The sequence below is a fragment of the Cohnella herbarum genome (assembly GCF_012849095.1).
Lineage (GTDB): Bacteria > Bacillota > Bacilli > Paenibacillales > Paenibacillaceae > Cohnella > Cohnella herbarum.
On the sequence record NZ_CP051680.1, the window covers coordinates 6,627,787 to 6,648,098 of the forward strand.

General features: G+C 51.3%; 14 protein-coding genes. 11 read left to right on the plus strand and 3 right to left on the minus strand.

Features of this window, described 5'->3' with window-relative positions; genetic code table 11:
- Positions 1 to 51: 51 nt before the first annotated feature.
- The gene (locus HH215_RS28050; RefSeq protein ID WP_169282895.1) at positions 52 to 1,242 is read right to left on the minus strand and encodes an MFS transporter; all 1,191 of its coding nucleotides are present in this window, start codon (positions 1,240 to 1,242) and stop codon (positions 52 to 54) included.
- Between the two features lie 298 nt (positions 1,243 to 1,540).
- Here HH215_RS28050 and HH215_RS28055 point away from each other — a divergent pair, with 298 nt between their 5' ends.
- Entirely contained in the window at positions 1,541 to 3,169 is a 1,629-nt protein-coding gene (locus tag HH215_RS28055) for a beta-galactosidase (RefSeq protein ID WP_169282896.1), read from the plus strand.
- Here the strand turns inward: HH215_RS28055 and HH215_RS28060 are convergent.
- Positions 3,159 to 5,201 carry a molybdopterin-containing oxidoreductase family protein gene (locus HH215_RS28060; RefSeq protein ID WP_169282897.1) on the minus strand — a complete coding sequence of 681 codons (2,043 nt, stop codon included), beginning with the start codon at positions 5,199 to 5,201 and terminating at the stop codon, positions 3,159 to 3,161. The genes HH215_RS28055 and HH215_RS28060 overlap by 11 nt on opposite strands.
- A gap of 133 nt (positions 5,202 to 5,334) precedes the next feature.
- On the opposite strand from HH215_RS28060, the gene HH215_RS28065 reads away from it, so the two are divergent.
- The 6 genes from HH215_RS28065 (at position 5,335) to HH215_RS28090 (ending at position 11,676) form a co-directional block, all read left to right on the plus strand.
- Positions 5,335 to 6,447, plus strand: a complete 1,113-nt coding sequence (locus tag HH215_RS28065) for a WD40/YVTN/BNR-like repeat-containing protein (RefSeq protein ID WP_169282898.1) — start codon at positions 5,335 to 5,337, stop codon at positions 6,445 to 6,447.
- Positions 6,437 to 6,712 (plus strand): MoaD/ThiS family protein, encoded by a 276-nt coding sequence (locus tag HH215_RS28070; RefSeq protein ID WP_169282899.1) that lies wholly within the window; start codon positions 6,437 to 6,439, stop codon positions 6,710 to 6,712. The genes HH215_RS28065 and HH215_RS28070 overlap by 11 nt, the downstream gene beginning before the upstream one ends.
- Positions 6,713 to 6,881: 169 nt before the next feature.
- On the plus strand, positions 6,882 to 7,226 hold the full coding sequence (locus HH215_RS28075) for a hypothetical protein (protein ID WP_169282900.1): 345 nt from the start codon (positions 6,882 to 6,884) through the stop codon (positions 7,224 to 7,226).
- A gap of 91 nt (positions 7,227 to 7,317) precedes the next feature.
- Positions 7,318 to 8,565 (plus strand): amidohydrolase family protein, encoded by a 1,248-nt coding sequence (locus HH215_RS28080; RefSeq protein ID WP_169282901.1) that lies wholly within the window; start codon positions 7,318 to 7,320, stop codon positions 8,563 to 8,565.
- Between the two features lie 144 nt (positions 8,566 to 8,709).
- Positions 8,710 to 10,302: a gamma-glutamyltransferase gene (gene ggt, locus HH215_RS28085; RefSeq protein WP_169282902.1), complete on the plus strand. Its 1,593-nt coding sequence runs from the start codon at positions 8,710 to 8,712 to the stop codon at positions 10,300 to 10,302.
- A 444-nt stretch (positions 10,303 to 10,746) separates the two neighbouring features.
- A complete protein-coding gene (locus HH215_RS28090) occupies positions 10,747 to 11,676 on the plus strand; it encodes a transposase (protein ID WP_254450250.1) in 930 nt (309 codons plus the stop codon).
- A 623-nt stretch (positions 11,677 to 12,299) separates the two neighbouring features.
- On the opposite strand, the gene HH215_RS28095 is transcribed toward HH215_RS28090, so the two are convergent.
- Complete coding sequence (locus HH215_RS28095; protein WP_169282903.1) at positions 12,300 to 13,535, minus strand: IS110 family RNA-guided transposase; 1,236 nt, start codon at positions 13,533 to 13,535, stop codon at positions 12,300 to 12,302.
- Positions 13,536 to 14,846: 1,311 nt separating this feature from the next.
- Between HH215_RS28095 and HH215_RS28100 the strand changes: the two genes are divergently transcribed.
- The 4 genes from HH215_RS28100 to HH215_RS28115 are packed head-to-tail and all read left to right on the plus strand — an operon-like array spanning position 14,847 to position 20,312.
- Entirely contained in the window at positions 14,847 to 16,466 is a 1,620-nt protein-coding gene (locus tag HH215_RS28100) for a PucR family transcriptional regulator (protein ID WP_169282904.1), read from the plus strand.
- A gap of 33 nt (positions 16,467 to 16,499) precedes the next feature.
- Positions 16,500 to 17,630, plus strand: coding sequence for a BMP family ABC transporter substrate-binding protein (locus HH215_RS28105; RefSeq protein WP_169282905.1), 1,131 nt, complete (start codon positions 16,500 to 16,502; stop codon positions 17,628 to 17,630).
- Positions 17,631 to 17,676: 46 nt separating this feature from the next.
- Positions 17,677 to 19,212 (plus strand): ABC transporter ATP-binding protein, encoded by a 1,536-nt coding sequence (locus HH215_RS28110; protein ID WP_169282906.1) that lies wholly within the window; start codon positions 17,677 to 17,679, stop codon positions 19,210 to 19,212.
- The gene (locus HH215_RS28115) at positions 19,209 to 20,312 is read left to right on the plus strand and encodes an ABC transporter permease (RefSeq protein WP_169282907.1); all 1,104 of its coding nucleotides are present in this window, start codon (positions 19,209 to 19,211) and stop codon (positions 20,310 to 20,312) included. The genes HH215_RS28110 and HH215_RS28115 overlap by 4 nt, the downstream gene beginning before the upstream one ends.

The window sequence follows — 20,312 nt, forward strand, 5'->3', positions numbered from 1 at the left end:
GTCTATCGATGTCGTGGCTCGGCTGACGGTCGATGTGTCGTTGTTCCTCGGTCAGCGACTGGCGGTATTCCCTGATTCTAGCGGAATACCGCTTTTTATCATGAATAGAGGAATGATGATCACCAAACCTGCGAGGAAGAATAGACCGGCGACCGCATACAACGGAACGAGCGAGATCGCGTTCTTGACGATGCCGGACAGCATCATCGTAACGACTATTGATCCCATGAGCAGCGGAGTCAGAATGCGGTTGACCCTACCGATGAACGATTCCTGCCTATTTCGCATAATCTTCGTGTTCATTCCGATATGGATGAACGGGAACAAGAATCCGCTAATGAATTGAAGTCCCAGCGTCAGCCAGTACTCCGTCGAGAGGCCGCTGCCGATAATCTCCAAGCTCATTGCCATCGCGCCGCCGATAATCATCGTAACGCCGTTGACCAATAGAAACCATTGCAAATCGTTTTCCGCTCTTCCGAGCCTTTCCGTCATGAGGAAAATCGCCAGCGGCTGAATCAGGCCAAGGCCGAGCCCCGCTGCGATACATACGCCACCGAGTTTGCGAAATAGGATGCTGGACCGCACGTAGCGATACTCTGCCTTAACATCTTCTAATATATGCGAGTTTTGTTTTTCCCCATCATCTTGACGATCGCTGGGCAGGATAGCCAGCAATGCGGCGGATATCAGAAAGGAAGCGCCCATTATACCGATTGAAGTCTCGATGCCGAAGTTCCGATAAACGAACGTGCCGACGATCGGTCCGAAGATCATAAATACCGCGTACAACGTTTGATACACTGACATTCCCTTCTGCACTAAATGTTCAGGCACATGCAGTTTGAATAACTTCATACCGGAGAGGTGCGTAAATTGAGACAATATCGCCGAGACCAACGTTGCGAAGAATACCGCTTTCCATGAACCGTTCTCCATCGCGAACAACACCCCGAGAATGGATGCCGCGCTTAACAGGTCGCACCGCACCATAGTCTTTTTCGGCCGCCAGCGTTTCGCCAACGTCCCTCCGATAAACGAAAAAATGAAGATCGGCGCATATTCCGCGACCGAGATGAATGAAACGGCCAATGAGTCGCCGCCGGTCATGTCGATTACGTAAAACAGGATAGCGATATTTCTCACCCATACCCCGATTTGCAAAAACAAAGCAGAGACGATAATCGTTTGCGCGAAACGGTTGCTCAGAATCGATGGTCCAGAAACAGGCGGATTGCTCATCAATGAATCGCTTCCTTTCGAAATCCCTTTTTGACGATCCCGTTGTTGTTCTCCCTGAATTTTACGGAAAATTTCAGAAGGGGCAGAAGCTTCGCAAGAATGAAAGTGATCTCCGCCCCGAGGCTGAAATTCGAATTCAAATTCGCAAACTCGGCATGAAAAGACAACGAAGGATCAAATAGTCTTATATCCCGAAGCGCGTTGCGAGATGGATAATGGAAGGTGCAGCCGTGAGAGTACTAGAGCGATCTGACAAGACTGGCGGCATATATAGTCAAGGAAAGCGAGAGTGCGCGAGATGAAGCTGGGAGTAGCCTATTATCCGGAGCATAACAAGCGGGAGCAGTGGAATCGTGATTTAGAGCAAATAAAAGAAGCAGGCATAGAAAGAGTACGGATTGCGGAGTTCGCGTGGTCGAGGCTGGAGCCGAATAACGGGGAGTTCCGGTGGGAGTGGCTGGATCAATTCATAACGCTGGCTGAGGAATACGGGCTGGAGGTGATTCTATGCACGCCGACGGCTTGTCCGCCGATTTGGTTGGTGGAGGAGTTTCCGGATGTGATTCCGGTAGACGAGGAAGGGCGTCGCAACGTCTTCGGGGCGAGGCAGCATCGTTGCTATAATTCTCCCCCTTATCTTCATTACTCTCTGCGAATCGTCGAACGGATGGCGATCCGTTACGGGAGTAATGCCAACGTCGTTGCATGGCAACTGGACAACGAATTCGGCGGCGAGCAGAAGCGGTGTTATTGCGATCACTGTAAGGCAGCATTCCAGAATGCGATGAAGGCGAAGTACGATACGATAGATGAGCTTAACGAGCGATGGGGTAACGTATTCTGGTCGATGGAATATCAGCGGTTCGATCAGATCGCTACGCCGAAGAAATACAAGGCGGACTTGTGGTTGAAAAATAATCCGAGCCTGGAGATGGAATATTCGAGGTTCTCCTCGGATGCGATCGTTCGATATAGCCGCGAGCAGATTCGACTAATCCGGCAACATAACGTCGGCGAGAGCCGTCCGATTACGACGAATCGTTTCCCGCTGAATTGGGGAGATAACGTACATTGGCCGGAGTTGGTGCGGGATCTGGACGTTGCCGGAATCGATCTCTATAGCGAGCATTTACACGAAATCGCCTTCTACGCGGACTTTAACTATAGCTTAAAGCCGGGAGCTTCGTGGTTCATGGAGTACGGTCCTAACGTAAAAAACTTACGCGAAGGAATGGAACAGCTGCGGGGCAGAGGGTGCGATTGGTTTACCGTGTTCAAGTTCAAGCCGTTCCCGTTCGGTCAGGAACAGGGTTTGCAGGAGCTTGTCACATTGACGGGCGAACCGACCGACAGCTATCGAGTGCTGCAAGAGTGGTCGTCTTCGTATTCGGGAGATTCCGTATCGGTAACGAAAGTCGTGCCGTTCGTTCAATCGGGTGTAGGTCTCTTTTTCGATTTCGAGAGCTCATGGGTCTATACGATCAGCGTTTGGGGAGCGCAAATCCATCACCGGATGCATTATCCGAACTACGTAATCGACACGGTATACAAGAGTCTGTATCGGGAAAATGAATCTCACCGGATTGTATGGGATGCAGATGGAGTGGAGGGGCTCCATACGCTCATCGTACCTTTGCACATTGTCCATGATCGTGCGTTGGAAGACGCGTTCTTGAGATTCGTGGACAACGGGGGCGCCCTTGTCGTCACTTCGGATCTGTTCCAGAAGAATGCCGAGAACGTATTCCTCGATGAGATTCCGCGAATCTACTCGGAGTTGTTCGGACTGTCCTCGTTTATTGTACGTCCAGCAACGGAGGAACCGGTGCTGCTTCGCAAGTCCTGGGGCGCGGGTAAAGTTATCGTCGTAAACAAAGACGCTACCCCCAGCGAATGGGAGAGCGTCGTTAAAGAGCTTAATATTTGATCTTCTCAATCTCGACTCGAGTCGAGAAGAAGGTCGCCCCGCCGCCCATGTCGGATAGGCGCTGAGAGGTCAGGGAATTGACGGCTTGAACGCCGTCGTTGCCGTGCTCCCACCATAAGCCTTGGGTGACGAGGACGCCGGGTAGTACGTTATTCGCAACTTTAACCGCAAGGCGGCATTCCCCGCGATCGTTCCAGATGCGAACGGGGTCCCCATGCTGCAGCCCCCGGGCTGCGGCATCTTTGGCGTTCATATCGACCGTCGGCTGCTTCTCAAGCTTCTTAAGCCGGTCTTGATTTCCGAAGGTAGAGTTAATGAAGCTATGATTAGGTCCGGTGACGAGGAGGAAAGGATAATCTTCCGGCTCCTTGATCGGCACGTACTCCGGCACGGGAGGAAGACCGACTCGCTCCATCGCTTCCGAGTAAAGTTCGATTTTACCTGACGGCGTAGGAATCCGATCCGGGAACAGCGAGGGACGATCCAGTTTCATTTTCGCCCATCCCTCCCGTTGAAGCTCTTCGTAAGTGAGTCCAGCCAAGTATGGAGTGTTGCGATCTAGAGCCTGGCGGATCATCTGCTCCTCCGTAATATCGAACGTGTCCGGCTCGAAGCCCATATGCAGTCCGAGTTCCTTGAATAACGTGAAATTGGATTTGCATTCGCCCATCGGCGCGATGATCGGTTCGTGTAGTTGCAAGTATAAGTGCCAATAGGACGCGTACAAATCGGGGTTCTCGAAGTGGCTCGTGGCAGGCAGAACGATATCCGCATACATGCAGGTGTCGGTCAGGAACAGGTCATGTACGACGCTGAACAAATCTTCTCGCATCAAGCCTTGTCTGACTTGATTCTGATCCGGTGCGACCACCGCGGGATTGCTGTTGTAGACGAAAAGAAAATCGACGGACGGTTCCGCCGCGAGTAAAGCTTCGCCTAGCCGATTCATATTGATCGTGCGAACGTTGCGATCCGGCATCAGATCGGGACGTTCCAGCTTAAAGCTGTTTAGCGCGGAATAATGGCTGTTTCCTTTAATCGCTCCGCCACCGAGAATGCCCCATTGCCCGGTCAGCGCCGGCAAGCACGTAATCGCGCGAATCGCCATGCCGCCGTTATCATGATGCTGTAGCCCGTTTCCAATACGGATGAAGGACGGCGACGCATTGCCGTAATCGCATGCTAGCTTGACGATGACCTCCTCCGGAATTCCCGTAATCCGGGAAACGCGGTAAGGAGGATATAGCTTCGCTTGGGTTACCAACTCTTCGTAGCCTTTGGCATATTTTTCGATAAACTCTTCGTTCGTCAATTTCTCTCGGATAAGCACGTGCATGATGCCAAGAGCGAGCGCAGTATCCGTCCCGGGCAGTATTGGAATAAATTCATCGGCCCATACGGAAGTTCGGTTCCGGTGTACGTCGATGTGAATGATTTTGGCGCCTCTCTTGCGGGCTTCGTTCAAATACATTACTTGATGCATATTGGTCGAAACGAGATTGCAGCCCCAGACGAGCACGTATTTCGAATGCACGGTATCCTCGGGATCAATACCCGCGGCAGCTCCCATCGTGTATTTATAACCGGCCGATCCGGCCGCATTGCATATCGTCCGATCCAGTTGGCTTGCGCCAAGCCGATGGAAAAAACGGCGATCCATTCCTTCCGCATTGAGGATGCCCATATTTCCGTAGAAGCTGTAGGGCAGTATCGTTTCCGCTCCTTTGTCCGCTATGGCGCTTTTCAACCGGTGAACGATTTCGCCGTAAGCCTCTTCCCAACTGATGCGTTCGAATTCGAGCGTCCCTTTGGGACCGACGCGGCGCATCGGATGCATGAGCCTGTCGGAATGATAGACTCTTTCCTTAAGATGACGGACCTTATTGCAAATGGCGCCTTGGGTCACCGGATGATCGGGATTTCCGTCTATGGATGCAATGACGCCTTTTTCCATTGTTACATGTAAACTGCAAGTGTCGGGACAGTCGAAAGGGCAGACCGACCGGACGATCGTGTTGTCGGTTGTTTTCATTTTGCGTGCACGCTCCATTCTATAGCCAGTATACAGTAAATTATTAAGAGGACATATACGAATTACGGAGGAATCAGAAACGAAATGGCGAATGGATGTATATGGAAGATATCCAATCGGGAGGGAATTTTTCGTGGCTACCAAGGTGAAGCTGTTAGTCGGTACGAACAAAGGCGTGTTCGTCTATTCCTCGAATAAGGAAAGGCTGAATTGGGAGCTTAGCGGTCCGTATTTGAACGGGTGGGAGGTCTATAGCGTACTCGGGGATAGTCGTAACGGACATGCTCTGTTCGCGGGAACTTCGCATGCGGCATACGGACCGTCCATTCGCGCGAGTTACGATTTCGGAAAATCGTGGACGCAGATCGAGGACGGCCCAAGCTATTCCGAGGAAAGCGGCTTCTCGCTCAACCGGATATGGCAGCTTGTCCAAGGCGCGCCGTCTCAACCGGACACGCTGTATGCCGGCGTCGAGGAAGCGGGACTGTTCGTCAGTCGCGATCGGGGAATCGCGTGGAAAGAATTAAGCGGGTTAACGAGCCATCCTACGCGTCCGGGTTGGTTTCCCGGCGCGGGAGGCATGTGTCTGCACACGATCGTCGTCGATCCGGACCGGCCGGAAAGAATTTGGGTGGCGATGTCGTCGGTCGGCGTGTTTCGATCGGATGACGGAGGAGAGACGTGGCAGGCCCGCAATGCGGGTCTTGCAAGGGTGCCCACAGGACAGCCTTACGAAGAGATCGGCTATTGCATCCATAAGATGGCGCCCGATCCGGACAACGCTAACATCCTGTATATGCAAGAGCATTGCGGAGTGTTTAAATCCGAAGACGGCGGGGATAGCTGGACGCCTTTCGAAGAAGGGCTGGTCCTGAAGGAAGGGGATGAGCCGTTCGGATTCCCGTTCGGAGTATCGCCTACCGGGGATCTGTTCATCATTCCGCTGGAAAGCTCGGAACAGAGGTCGATGAGAGATGGAAAGCTGCTCGTCTACCGAAGGCGACGGGACGAGCCGGAATGGCTGCCGATAGGCGACGTTCTGCCCGAGGAGAAACGTCACGTCAGCGTGCTGAGGGATGCGTTGTCGATCGATTCTCTTGATCCTTACGGCGTTTATTTCGGTACGACGTCCGGTGAACTGTTCTGTTCTTTGGATCGGGGAGTCAGTTGGCAACGCTTGCCGGGTCAACTGTCGCGGATTCTATGCGTAAAGCCGTGGATCGTGGAGGATGCGGATGAGGATTGAAGCCAGCGTACCGGGATTGCTGACGGATTGTACGGGAGGACGGGCGAAGTTTCCGCTGGAAGCCGATACGCTGCGGGAAGCTCTGGACCGCATGTTTTCCGATTATCCGTTGCTTAAGCGTCACGTGTACAATGAAAACGGCGAGGTTAGGAAACACGTGCTGTTATGCTACAACAAGGACAATATCGATTGGTTGGATGATCTGGACATCCCGCTCCGTCCCGGCGACAAACTGTTCGTGATGCAATTGGTATCCGGCGGATAAGGAGCTAGAGATGCTAGCGAAAGGGTTAGCGGGAAGAGGATTGCTGGAGGATTATTACTAGAAGATCATAGATGGAAAATTATGAATGAAAGATTATCATTAAAAGATTAAAGCCGAAAGATTATAGCCGGAGGATAGGATAGGCTCCTCGAGCTGCTGTCACAGCAGGTTGGGGATTTTTTTTGTTTATCTTAACCCCGGGAAGCCCGTCGATCCCCGCGCCATAGTCGAAAAAACCGACTATAAAGCCGGGAAACCTGCCGACCCCCGCCTCATAGTCGAAAAAACCGACTATAAAGCCGGGAAACCCACCAACCCCCGCCTCATAGTCGGAAAAACCGACTATAAACCCGGGAAACCTGCCGACCCCCGCCTCATAGTCGGAAAAACCGACTATAAAGCCGGGAAACCTGCCGACCCCCGCGCCATAGTCGAAAAAACCGACTATAAGCTCTTCCCTGCATGTTCATGCACAAAGAGGTGCGCGAATCTTATTATAGGTTACAAAACATAACCTAACGGTTTGACGCCTCTGCGGATTCGGTTGATAATCTGACTATTCTTAGTGTCAGAATTAGACTAGATGAACCCGAAAAGGTGATAGCATGCTCGATCTTCTATTTACGCAATGCTCCAATCCCGACTATCCGACGCTCGTGGATGTGGGGGTTCTGGGAGGAGTGATCGTATATTTAGCCGAACATGCGGCTTCGATTGAAGTTCCGGAGGCAAACGAGACTATCGATCTTCAGGGAAAAGTGCTGCTGACGGGCTTAGTAGAGTCGCATATCCATCTCGACAAAGCGCTGCTGCTCGACAGAATTTCCGACGACGTGACGACATTGCGGGGCGCGATCGCCAAGTCGGGCGAACTCAAGCGTTCTTTTACGGCCGAAGACATTATGAAACGCTCCATGAGGGTGATCGGCGAAGCGGTAATTCGGGGCGTAACGCACATGCGCTGCCATGTGGAAGTGGATCCTGTCATCGGTTTAATCGGAATAGAAACGACGATAGCGCTTAAAAAGCGGCTTAAAAACGTCATCGACCTGCAAATCGTCGTTTTCCCGCAAGAGGGCTTGTTCATGGACGACGTAACGCAAGGTTTAATGGAGCAGGCGGTAACGATGGGGGCGGATGTCGTTGGGGGAATCACGTATGTCGACCGGTGTTTGGAGGATCACGTCGATTTCGTTTTCCGCTTAGCCGAAAATCATGGTCTTCCGTTAGACCTTCACGTTGATTTCTCGGACCGCCCTGAACAGTTGGCCATACTGGAAGTCGTAAAGGCAGCCGAGAAATACAATATGCGAAACCGGGTATCGGTCGGCCATCTAACTTCGCTTGGATCCGTGCCTCGAGTCCGGGCGGAAGCGATCGCGAATGCGATTGCGAACGCGGGCATACATGTCATGTGCTTGCCGACGACCGATCTCTTCTTAAACGGTCGCGGAGGCAGTCTCGTTGCCGGCCGGGGGCTTACCCCTGTTCAATTGCTGCTGGAGCAAGGGGTTAACGTCGTTTACGGAAGCAATAACATTCAGAATGCTTTTACGCCTTTCGGAACGGCGGATCCTCTGGATGTCGGACTGCTGATTGCGCAAACCGCGCATATGGGGAGCAAGAAAGATGCGCAGGTGCTGGTCGAAATGGCCACGAAACGTGCCGCAATTGCATTGGGACTAGAACGTTATGGCTTGCGGATAGGGGCGGATGCGGATTTGGTCGTATGTCGGGCAAACGATGTGAGGAGCTTGCTTTACCGACGGTCGGAAAGAGAACGCGTATACAAAAGAGGGAAGCTGGTAGCGGAAACCGCGGTGAGTTCCAGGTGGTATGCGGATGAGAGTTAGAGGAAACCTCAGCGTGCTTCGGGTGGTATGCGGATATAGAGTTAGCGGATATCTCAGTGAGTTTCAGTCGACATGCCAATGAGAGTTGGAACCCGCGATGCGATGCGTTTAATGCGTCCGGTGAATGGAGGAGACGGTAGGGGAATGAATAACGCGACGCCGATTACGCGGCATGTGATGGTTACATCTCCTCATTATCTGGCGAGTATGGTAGGCGCAAGAATACTTGGGACGGGAGGCAATGCATTTGATGCGGCGGTTGCCGTCAGCGCGGCTTTAGGCGTTGTCTATCCGCATATGACGGGAATGGGCGGAGATGCTTTTTTCATGTTATACCGGGCCGAGTCCAAGCAACTGATCGGCTTTAACGGAACCGGCAGAGCCGGAAGTCGCGCGGACATTCCTTATTTCGCGAACCGGGGACTAACCTCCATACCGTTAAGAGGGATTCTTAGCGCCGTAACGGTTCCGGGGATGGTCGATGCTTGGTGGGAAGTTTGGTCCGGCAACGGCAAGCTGACTTGGGAGCAAATTTTGGAGCCGGCGGTCGAATACGCGGAAAAGGGCTTTCCGATTTCGCGTAACCTCCGCGAATGGATATGCCGGGATGAACGGCTCATTCGATCGTGCCCGGCGATGGCGGGAACCTTCCTGCCTGGCGGCAAAACTCCGCATCTGGGGGACGTGCTTACTCAACCGGATCTGGCGGAATCGTTGCGCTTGCTTCAACGTGAGGGGAGGGACTCCTTTTATCGCGGAGGGTTAATGAAACGGATGATCGCGGAGATGGATCGAGCGGGCGGATTGCTCACGGAGTCGGATTTCTCCTCCCATACCGGACAATGGGTGAAACCCATTTCGACGGATTATCGCGGTTATCGCGTGTACCAGATGCCTCCGAATTCCCAAGGCTTCACTACGATTATGATGATGAATATGTTGGAGCAATTCGATCTTAAGGAAATCCCGCGTCAATCGGCGGACTACTATCATCTCATGACGGAGGTCGTCAAGCGGGCTTTTCGAGACAGGGATCTCTATTTGACCGACCCCGAATTTGCCGATATTCCTTTGGATCGTCTGCTCTCCAAATTCTATGCCGAACGGCTAGCGGAAGAGATATCGCTTGAGCGGGCGGAAGAGAGGCTTTCTTCGGCGATGGGACAGGATACGGCCTATGCGGCCGTAGTGGATGGCGAAGGGAATTCGGTTTCTTTTATCCAAAGTCTCTATTTCGATTTCGGTTCCTGTTATATGCCGGAAGGTACAGGCGTGATCATGCAGAACAGAGGTTCCTTCTTCTCGCTCGACGCCGAGCACGTAAACGGCTTGCAACCGGGTAAGCGCACTTTTCATACATTAATGCCGGCGATGGTTTTCAAGGATGAAGCGCCTTATCTGCTACTAGGAACACAGGGTGGGGAAGGGCAGCCGCAAACGCAATTGTCGATTCTGACAAGCGTACTGGATTACGGGGATACGATTCAAGAAGCGATCGCGAATCCGAGGTGGGTGTACGGGCGCACTTGGGGACAAAATAGCGACACTCTCAAGGTGGAAGGGAGAATTCCGGCTTCGGAAATCGAGCTTCTTCGAGGCAAAGGCCATCTCGTTGAACGCGTTGGGGATTGGGATGGATTAATGGGGCAGGCGCAGGGAATATTGATTGACCGGGAAAAGGGTTGTTTGCACGGTGCTGCGGATCCACGCGGCGACGGTATGGCATTGGGTTGGTAGAGGAAAGTGTGCGGAAACCGTTCCTAAGGGGACGGTTTTTCTTATTGATAAAATCGGATGGATCAATACGCACGCGTCGAATCGCGATATAAACGATAACCGCCGTTAGAAGATTGCGGAAACGGTTACTGGCTATCCATATCCGACACTTCGAGGGTACGAAGAGGAATGGTGCATAAAGTCAGAGATAGAATGCGTTGTTGAACAGAGTGTTGATTATATATACGGCAATAAAGAATCCGTCAATTTCAATAGCAAGACTGGCTCAAACGAAAATAGCGTTTGTTCCATCATTATTGCCCATCTGTGCTAGGAATCGGTTCTGTAGCGTTACTTTTTGGCACTATTTCTCCATCTGTGCTCGGAGTCGATTCTGTAGCGTTTATACGAAAATGGAGTACCTCTAAACCAGAAGTTACTTGTTGTGTTCAATGTGGTGGAAAGTTGAAACGAAGTCACACAGCTTGGAAGAAAAATATATCCACCTTACATGGTGTCATTCAAGCTTGGAGCATGGCTTATGTATGCGCAAATCCAAGCTGTTCATTTCCAAAAACCTACTACAAATCAGTGGAAGCAGATTCACTGGCTATGAAGCACACTTCATATGGTTTTGACGTGCTTGCTTTAGTTGGTCAGCTACGTTTCAAGCATCATATGACCATAGCTGAGATCACGGAAGAACTAACTGGACGGGGTGTGGCCACATCAGAGCGAAATGCCCAAAGACTTTATGAGCGTTATCTGACGCTATTGCGTTCAAGTGTAACGGAATTTGTAAAAGAACAGCTTAAGCAGGTTGTCGATCTACGTAAAGGAATTATGATCTCGATGGATGGTGTGCAGCCAGAGAAAGGTAATGAAACCCTGTATGTTATTCGAGAAGTATTCAGCGGAACGATTCTTGTCGCCAAGAACGTCAAAAGCAGTTCTACTGAAGAACTAAAAAGTCTTATTCAACCCGTTATCGATCTTGGATTTCCAATCATCGGAATCGTGACAGACGGACAACAGTCTATTCGGCTTGCCATGGAATCCCTGCTTCCTGAAGTGCCCTATCAGTACTGCCAGTATCATTACTTGAAGGATATTGCCAAGCCCATTGTAGAACTGGATCGGAAATTAAAAACCGGCATCAAGAAAAGTCTCCGAGGAATCCGAGCTATTGAACGGAAGCTGGTTAAAGACAACTCCGAGGATTCAGAAATTGCGAAGGATTATCTAGCCGCTGTGCGCTCGGTACTACTTGAAGATGGGAACCCTCCTTTAGATTTGCCAGGCATTCGAGTGTTTGAAACATCCGAAGTCATACAGGCATCGCTGCTAAGCTGCCTGAGTAAAAAAAGAGCCATCTCTACTCCAAAACGTATTTAGAATTTTCAGTAAACTTGAAGAGTATCGCTCATTGTATGAAGAAGTAAAGCGCTGGTCATACGCTCTACAGCATGTCGCCACCGTCCTCAATCCCACAGTTGACCAAAGCAGCGATTCCGTACGGTTCCATATGCATTGCTTACTTCAATGGCTAGATGTAACTTACTCAAAAGAATCCGACCATCCGATGTTATCTAATTTAAAGAGTTACACAAAAGGGTTTTGGAAGGGTTTGTTTACCTGTTACGACTACCCTTATCTTCATCGTACGAATAATGACCACGAAAGATTTTTTCGTAAAACGAAGACACGACACCGTAGGATGACAGGACTCCGAAGCTGGAACGAATATATCGTCCGCTCCGGAGAGTTTGTTGTGTTCGTCGATGATGCACTCCGCCAAAGCAATCTCATTGAACGACTTCAAAGTGTAAGCTATGCCGAATTCCAAAACGAGCGGCAAAGATGGTTTCGTCGATTAGAGGAAACCACCAAACGTCGACGATTTAGAAGAAACCCTGCAAAGTATCTTCAAGCACTTGAAAATAAGTATTGCATGTTAATTGGTCAGTCGTAGAAAAAAATGCCCACCACCATGTTTTGACTAACTGGCTTTTAAAAAATTATTGAGTTCCTGTTAGCTTGAGCTCTACTTGGTAACCTAGTTGTTGAAGTTGCTTCGTCAGTCGCTCTGTCATCTTCTCGGTCGGTATTTGGAAGAATGACTGTTCTAAATGAGCATATTCGACTCGGTTTTTGAGTAGCGCATAAGCGATTCTAAGAAGGAGGTGCGCCGTAGCAACAGCGGCTTTCTGTTCGCCTCTTCGTTTTCGAATTCGACGAAAGTATTCTCCGATTCGATTTTGGTGCACGCTGTTGGCCCAAGCTGCTTGGCATAAGATCCCTTTTGCTTGATTATTTCCTTTTCGTGATTTAGCCGTCTTTTTAACGCCTGCGCTCTCATTGTTTCCAGGACATACGCCCACCCATGAAGCAAGCTTGGCGTCAGAGGAAAAATAGTTTGCTGCATTCGGGCTAATTTCTGCCATAAGCGTGGTTGCTGCAATTTCGTCAATACCTGGGATAGAATCGAGCAATTTCACCTCTTCTTGGTAAGGTTTCACTAACACTTGAATGTTCTCTTCTAGCCGCCCAATTTGATCTTCGAGAAACTTCAAGTGTTCCATGTGGTACTTGATCATCTCGCGATGATGGTATAGCAATTTACCGTTCAGTGCATCCATGAGCAGGTTAACTTTCTTCTTTAACTGGTTTTTCACCAGATCGCGAACCGTGTCTTCTTCCAGTACTTCGCCGTCTATGAGTTTCTCCAGCAAGGCACGTCCGCTGACGCCGAACAAATCGGACATGTAGGTTGTCAGCTTGATATTGGCATCCTGCAGAATTTTATGAACACGATTCTTTTCCGAGGTTGACTGCTGAACGAGCTTGCGACGGTAACGCGTTTTGTCCCGCAATTCGCGAATTTCCCGGGTTGCAACCATGCTTGGCTCAATCAATCCGCACCGATGTAGTTGCGCGATCCATTGCGCGTCTTTTACGTCTGTTTTGCGTCCCGGAAGGTTTTTGATGTGTTGTGGGTTGGCGAGCACTAACTTACAGGTGGACTCGAGGACATTCCATACCGGCTTCCAGAGTACGCCGGTACTTTCCATGGCTGCTTCAGTGCAGTTATTTTCCGCAAGCCAGTCTTGCAATTGCAGCAGTTCTTTTGTTGTCGTCCCAAAAGTCTGAATGAGCGTTTTGGGCTTGCCTTCAATTGGACCGGTAAGGATACAAGCGACAACCGTCTTCTGATGAACATCCAATCCCGCACAGGTGATTCGTAAAGCATCCATCTATACACCTTCTAACATCGATTTAGAACAGACCATGCAGCTCGATTGTGAAAGTTTATACGCGTCTTGGTCAGACAATGGGCAGCTCTCGCAACTGCAATAAGACGGGTTACTTTACGGGTTAACCAATACGCTACCGTCTTTTGATCTGTTCTACTATCTGTGTTGCCGACTTTTACGGTTTTTAGAAGAATGATGCGTACGAACCCATTTTCATTCGTGGCGGCGATGGTCACATCATGAAGGTTACTTTTTGGCACTATTGCCCCATCCGTGCTCGTAGTTGGCTCTGTAGTGTTACTTTTCGGCACTATTGCTCCATCTGTGCTCGGAGTCGATTCTGTAGCGTTACTTTTTGGCACTATTGCCCCATCCGTGCTCGTAGTTGGCTCTGTAGTGTTACTTTTCGGCACTATTGCCCCATCTGTGCTCGGAGTCGGTTCTGTAGCGTTACTTTTTGGCACTATTTCTTCATCCGTGCTTGAGAGCTTACTCAGAGTAATGTAATGGAAGCTTCTTTCCGGAGTTTACTGTATGGCGTGCATCCGAACAATTGATAGTCGCGCAGTTGAACAAACGAACTGCCGAACAGCCGGACAGCCGGACAGCCGGACAGCCGGACTACAGATCCGCTAATTGCGATTAAATCTAGTTTTTCAGCACTGCTGCCGACTCAGATGCGCTTATTTACCTCAATCACTGTATTTTATAGCGCGAAATTGAGCGATAACGGATTCTCTGTCCGCTCGATAGGAACATGTGCCGCCATCCAACAGGGCAGGCGATAGCCATAACGGAACGGCGTTCCGTTAAGCCGCACCCTTACGGTAAATCCTCCGCGTTAACGGAATGTCGTTCCGTTAATTCTTTAACTCTTGAAAGAATGGTGCGATTGTCTGCGATATAACGGAACGGCGTTCCGTTAAGCCGCACCCTGACGGTAAATCCTCCGCGTTAACGGAATGTCGTTCCGTTAATTCTTTAACTGTTGAAAGAATGGGGCGATTGTCTGCGATATAACGGAATGTCGTTCCGTTAAGCCGCAATCTAACGATAAATCTCCCTCATTAACGGAACGCCGTTCCGTTAACTTGATTAGTTACCGAATACTCCTGAGTCAACGGGATAGCCATATTACCCATACCATTCAGAGCACCTCAAATGTTATATAATATAACATTAATTTTGTTCACGCTGCACAATAAGGCCTAATCGGGTTATTTTACGTTATAATAGTTTACATAAACCATTGTTGTTAAGGGGCGGACTTCCTATAATCAGAACTATCAGAGAGGCGATGGAGGGGATCGGATGCACATCACGGTGGAAAAAGCTCTTGGGATCTATCCGTTATCGGAGGGGAAACTCGTCGCGGGTAAATCGGGTCTGTCGCGCATATTGAAGTCGGTCAACATTATCGACGCTCCGGATTTCATCGATTGGGTGAAGGAAGGCGACATGTTCTTCACTACAGCTTACGTCTTTAAGGACCAATTAGAAGACGCGATTAAGCTGATTCGAAGCTTGAAGAGGAGCGGTTCTGCCGGTTTGGGCATTAAGTTGGGCCGTTTCTGGAGCGAGATGCCGACGGAGTTGGTCGACGAAGCGGATCGTCTGGGATTCCCGCTCATCGAGCTGCCCTATCCCTTCACCTTCTCCGATCAGATCAACGGGCTGTTTCAGGATGAGTTATCCCGCAGCACGGACATTCTCCATACGATCTTAGACAAGCAAAAGCGGCTCATGCAGCTTGCCCTGAGGCAGACCGACGGAGGGAATTACTTCGAGCACATCGCTTCCGTCATAGAACTGCCGATGGCTGTTATCGGCGGCAGGGGACACATTTTGTTCAACGCGACGTTATGCTCCGACGGCGAGTTGATGAGCGATTGGCCGTGGGGGCCGCAAGTGCTGAAGGTTGTCCGGGGCGGCGTCCAGTTGATGCGGATCCCGCTTGTCCACCAGGACGAAACGATCGGATTCGGATTGTTCATGCCGGCGGCTCCTCTATTAAGCAAAGCGGAAGAGGGCTTGTTCCACCAAGCGGCCGAGATGCTTTCCTATTATCTCGGGAACATGCTCGTGAAAAACTCCGAATCGTTCTTGCATCTTGATCTAAACGCGATGCTGATGAGGTACCTAACGGAAGGAGCGCCGATCGATGCGTTGCTCTCTTATGCGGAGAAGGCTGGCGTTCGCGTCTTCGAAGGCGACTATCAATGCGCCGTGTGCGTGTTTCGCGGAGCGTCCGAAGCCGATAGGGCGACCGGTTTGAAGGCGATTCGCCAGGAACTTGAATTTAATCCTTCTATTAAAGAACGCAAAGGCTATCACCTCGCGATGGAGGACGGGATTCTATCGATCTATCCGGCCGACGGCGCGGGAGCCGTCAAGGGACTAGCCGCCTTGCTCAAATCCGGACTGCCGCCGGCGGCAGCTTTCGGTAACGCTCAACCGGTATTCGCCTTAAGCTCGGTGAAGAATCGTCCGGATCGGCTTGCCGATGCCTTCTCGGAATGCTGGGAAACGTTAAAACTCGGCGAAAGGCTGCAAATGAGCGAGCGGGTGCTGCATTTCGAGACGATCCAACTGGCTCACCTCTTCCAGTTCGTGCCTCAGGAATCGATGCGGCGATACTGTCATCACGTGCTGGGCCCGTTGATAGATTCCGATTCGTTGTACGACCGGGAGATGCTGCAGACGTTGCAAACTTATGTTTTCAACGACGCTCAAGTCGGGGAGACGGCGAAACAATTGTTTATCCATCGCAATACGGCGGCTTATCGGCTCGAGAAAATCAGCGATACGCTGCAAATGGATTTCAAGAAGTCGAATGACCTTCTGCAATTGAGGCTGGCTTTCCTGTTTCTGCAAATGCAGCAAGGAGAAGAAAGGGAAGAACATCTTGCGGCTTCCATGCGCAGGTTCTAAACATATAGAGACAACAAAAGTGGAGGGAATTCGATGAGAAACGGCATACGAACGTTTGGAGGAATACTGGTTCTTCTAATGGTAATAACGAGTTTGATCGGATGCGGAGCGGCTAACGAGCAATCCTCGGAAACGACCGGGGCTTCCGTTACCGGTTCCGGCGCCGCCGGGGATATCCCGAGAATCGCATTTATTTATGTAGGTACGGTCGGGGACGAAGGTTGGACTTACGAGCATGATCGCGGCCGCAAATATTTAGAAGAAAAGCTAGGGACGAAAATCGACTATGTGGAAAGCGTGCCGGAAAGCGCGGATGCGGAACGGGTGCTGACCGAGTTGGCTCAGAATCACGATATTATTTTCGCGACGAGCTTCGGTCATATGGACTACACCTATAACGTTTCGCTGAAGTTTCCGAAGGTGAAGTTTCTACACGCGGCTGGCTATAAATCCGGGGAAAATATGGGGAATTATTTCGCTCGCAACTGGGATGGCAGCTACTTGGCGGGCATTGCCGCCGGCAAAGTGACGAAGAGCAACGTTATCGGTTATTTGGCCTCCTTCCCGATTCCGCAGCTCGTGTATAACATCAACGCGTTTGCGTTGGGAGCCCAGAGCGTAAATCCGGACGTCAAGGTTAAAGTCGTGTGGAACAATTCCTGGTATGATCCGACGAACGAACGTCAAGCATCGACGAGTTTGGCGGACGAAGGAGCAGACGTGCTTGTGTCGTATCCGGATTCTCCCGCGACGATCAAAGTGGCGGAGGAACGCGGAGTCTGGGGCGTGGGCAATTCAACCGAGATGGCCAGCTACGCGCCGAACGCTTACTTGACCAATCCGATCTGGAACTGGGGAGTGTACTACGAGAAAGTCGTGAAGGAAATCATGGACGGCACTTGGAAGGGCGGAAGTTACCTTGGCGGATTGGAAGACGGAATGGTGGATCTCGCGGCATACGGCAGCAAAGTGCCGGAGGACGTCAAGAGTCTCGTGAACGAGAAAAAGGCGCTCATGCAAAAAGACGAATTGAACGTTTTCGTCGGTCCGGTGACCGATACGGAAGGCAACGTGAAGATCAAAGAAGGCGAGTCCATGAAGGACGAGGACATCATGCAGATGATGTGGTTCGTGAAAGGCGTAGAAGGCACTTTGCCTAAATAACGCGGCGGTTGGAATGGCGATCCTTCATCTAAAGGAGAGAACCGGTATGCAACATGTTCATGCAGTGGAGATGTTAGGAATAGCCAAGAGATTCGGCAGCGTTAAGGCGACGGACGGAGTGGACTTTCTCGTGAAGAAGGGAGAGATCCATGCGCTTCTCGGGGAGAACGGAGCGGGGAAAAGCACGCTGATGAGCATTCTCTTCGGATTGTACCGACCGGACGAAGGCGAGGTACGGATTCACGGAAAACCGGCTAAGCTGCGATCGCCTCATGATGCGGGGTTAGCCGGGATCGGTATGGTCCATCAGAATTTCAGGCTGGTACAGAACCTGAGCGCGCTGGAAAACATTATCTTGGGAGAATCGGCCGGATTATGGCGAGGCTCCGGATGGTTCAAACGGAAGAAGGAACAAATCGAAGCGTTGGCCGAGCAATTCGGCCTTCGCTTTCCTGTCGATCGGCCGATCTGGCAGCTTTCCGTCGGGGAGCAGCAGCGGGTGGAAATCGTCAAAACGCTGTACAAACACTCCGATATTATCATTCTGGATGAGCCGACCGCGGTTCTGACTCCGAATGAAGCGGAGGATCTGTACGCGACCTTGCTGCAATTAAAGCAAGGCGGCAAAACGGTCATCGTGACTACGCACAAGCTGAAGGAGGTCATGGCCTCCTGCGATACGATATCCATTATGCGTAAGGGGCGCATGATCGATTCGATGAATCGCGATGCGACTAACGAGAAGGAGCTGGCGCGGCTGTTAATGGGGCGCGAGCCTATGGCATCCCTTCCGGTCGAGCGTAAGCCGGCGGGAGAGCTTCTGCTCGAGATCGAGGGACTCGAAGCTAAGGGGGATCACGGTCAACGAGCGTTGAGCGGCATCGATTTGCGCGTATGCAAAGGAGAGATCGTCGGTATCGCCGGGGTGGCCGGGAACGGGCAGAAGGAGCTTGCCGAGGTGATTGCCGGAATGCGTCCGTCGCTCGAGGGGCGCTTAGCGTTCAAGGGCGAAGAAATACGGAAGCCTTCCATCGACGGCATGATTCGCAGGGGAGTCGCCCACGTTCCCGAGAATCGGATGAAGATCGGGATGGCGGGAAGTTTGGACGTGACCGATAATCTGCTAATGAAATCCTATCGCTCGCCCGAACGTCGGAAATTCGGTTTTCTTAGGAAGAAGGCCAATCGGGAGTGGGCGAACGAACTCGTGGAAGCCTACAACGTCGATACGCCTAACGTGGAAGCTTCCGTTCGTCAACTGTCCGGCGGGAACCAACAGAAACTGTTATTAGCGAGGGAAATCGATAGCCATCCGGATTTGCTTCTTGCCGTTCACCCGACTCAAGGGTTGGACGTAGGGGCGGCGGAAAGCGTTCATCGCTTGCTGATCCAACTGCGCAATCGGGACGGGGCTATCCTGCTCATCTCCGAGGATTTAGACGAAGTATTGAAGCTTTCTGATCGAGTGTTGGTCATCTTCAATGGTCGGATTAACGGGGAATTCATTCCGCACCAAACCCGTAAGGAAGATATCGGGCTGTGCATGACGGGGATGAAGGAAAGTCGGGAGGCGGCGGTATGAGCGGTAAAACGGTGGCGCTGCCCGGGGGCAGATGGGCGATATCCGTGAGGAAAGATTCGACGTTACAGAGAACAGCGTGGTGGATTCCGTTGATGTCGGTATGCTGCGCGCTGGTGTTTAGCGGTATTTTCATCGCGATGAACGGGATTAGCCCGTTTCTGGTCTATGGGAAAATGCTGGACGGGGCGTTCGGATCGTCATACGGCATCGGGGAAACGCTTGTTAAAGCGATCCCTTTGTTACTGTGCGGGTTAGGCGTATCGATCGCGTACCGGATATCGGTATGGAACATCGGGGCCGAAGGGCAACTGGTCGTCGGAGCGATCGCCGCCACGGCGGTTACGATCTACTGGCCGGATTTGCCCGCGATCGCGGCGATTCCCTTAATGGTCGTATTCGGGTTCGTTGCCGGGGCGATCTGGGGATTGTTCACGGCGCTTCCCCGGACGCATTTTCAAGTCAACGAACTCATCACTTCGCTCATGCTGAACTATGTCGCGCTGTTGTTGCTTAACTATCTCGTGTTCGAGCCGTGGAAAGATCCGAAGGGGTTCAACTTTCCGGGTTCGCCGATGTTTACTTTGGCGCAGCAATTGCCCTCTATCGGGGGCAGCAGGCTGCATATCGGCTTTCTGTTCGCGTTAGCCGCGGTGCTCTTATATTGGGTTTTCACCAAGCACATGAGTTGGGGATACGAGCTTCGGCTGTTATCGGCTAACCCCGTTGCCGCGCGATATGCGGGAATGAGCATCAATAAGCAGATCATATTGGTCATGCTCATTAGCGGCGGACTTTCCGGGCTTGCCGGAATGGCCGAAGTGTCCGGGGTCACGCATCGGTTGATGTACGGTATCTCCCCGGGGTACGGTTATACGGCGATCATCGTAGCTTGGCTGGCCAAGCTGAATCCGTTCGGCTTGATTCTATCTTCCGTCTTATGCGGCGCGGTGATCGTAGGCGGTTATAGCGTGCAGATGATCGGGCTTCCCTCATCCATGGCGCTTATGATTCAGGGTTCTATCTTGTTCTTCTTGATCGGTGGCGAGGTGCTAAGCAAGTATAGGTTTACATGGTCTAATTTGAGCGACGGGGGTCGTTGA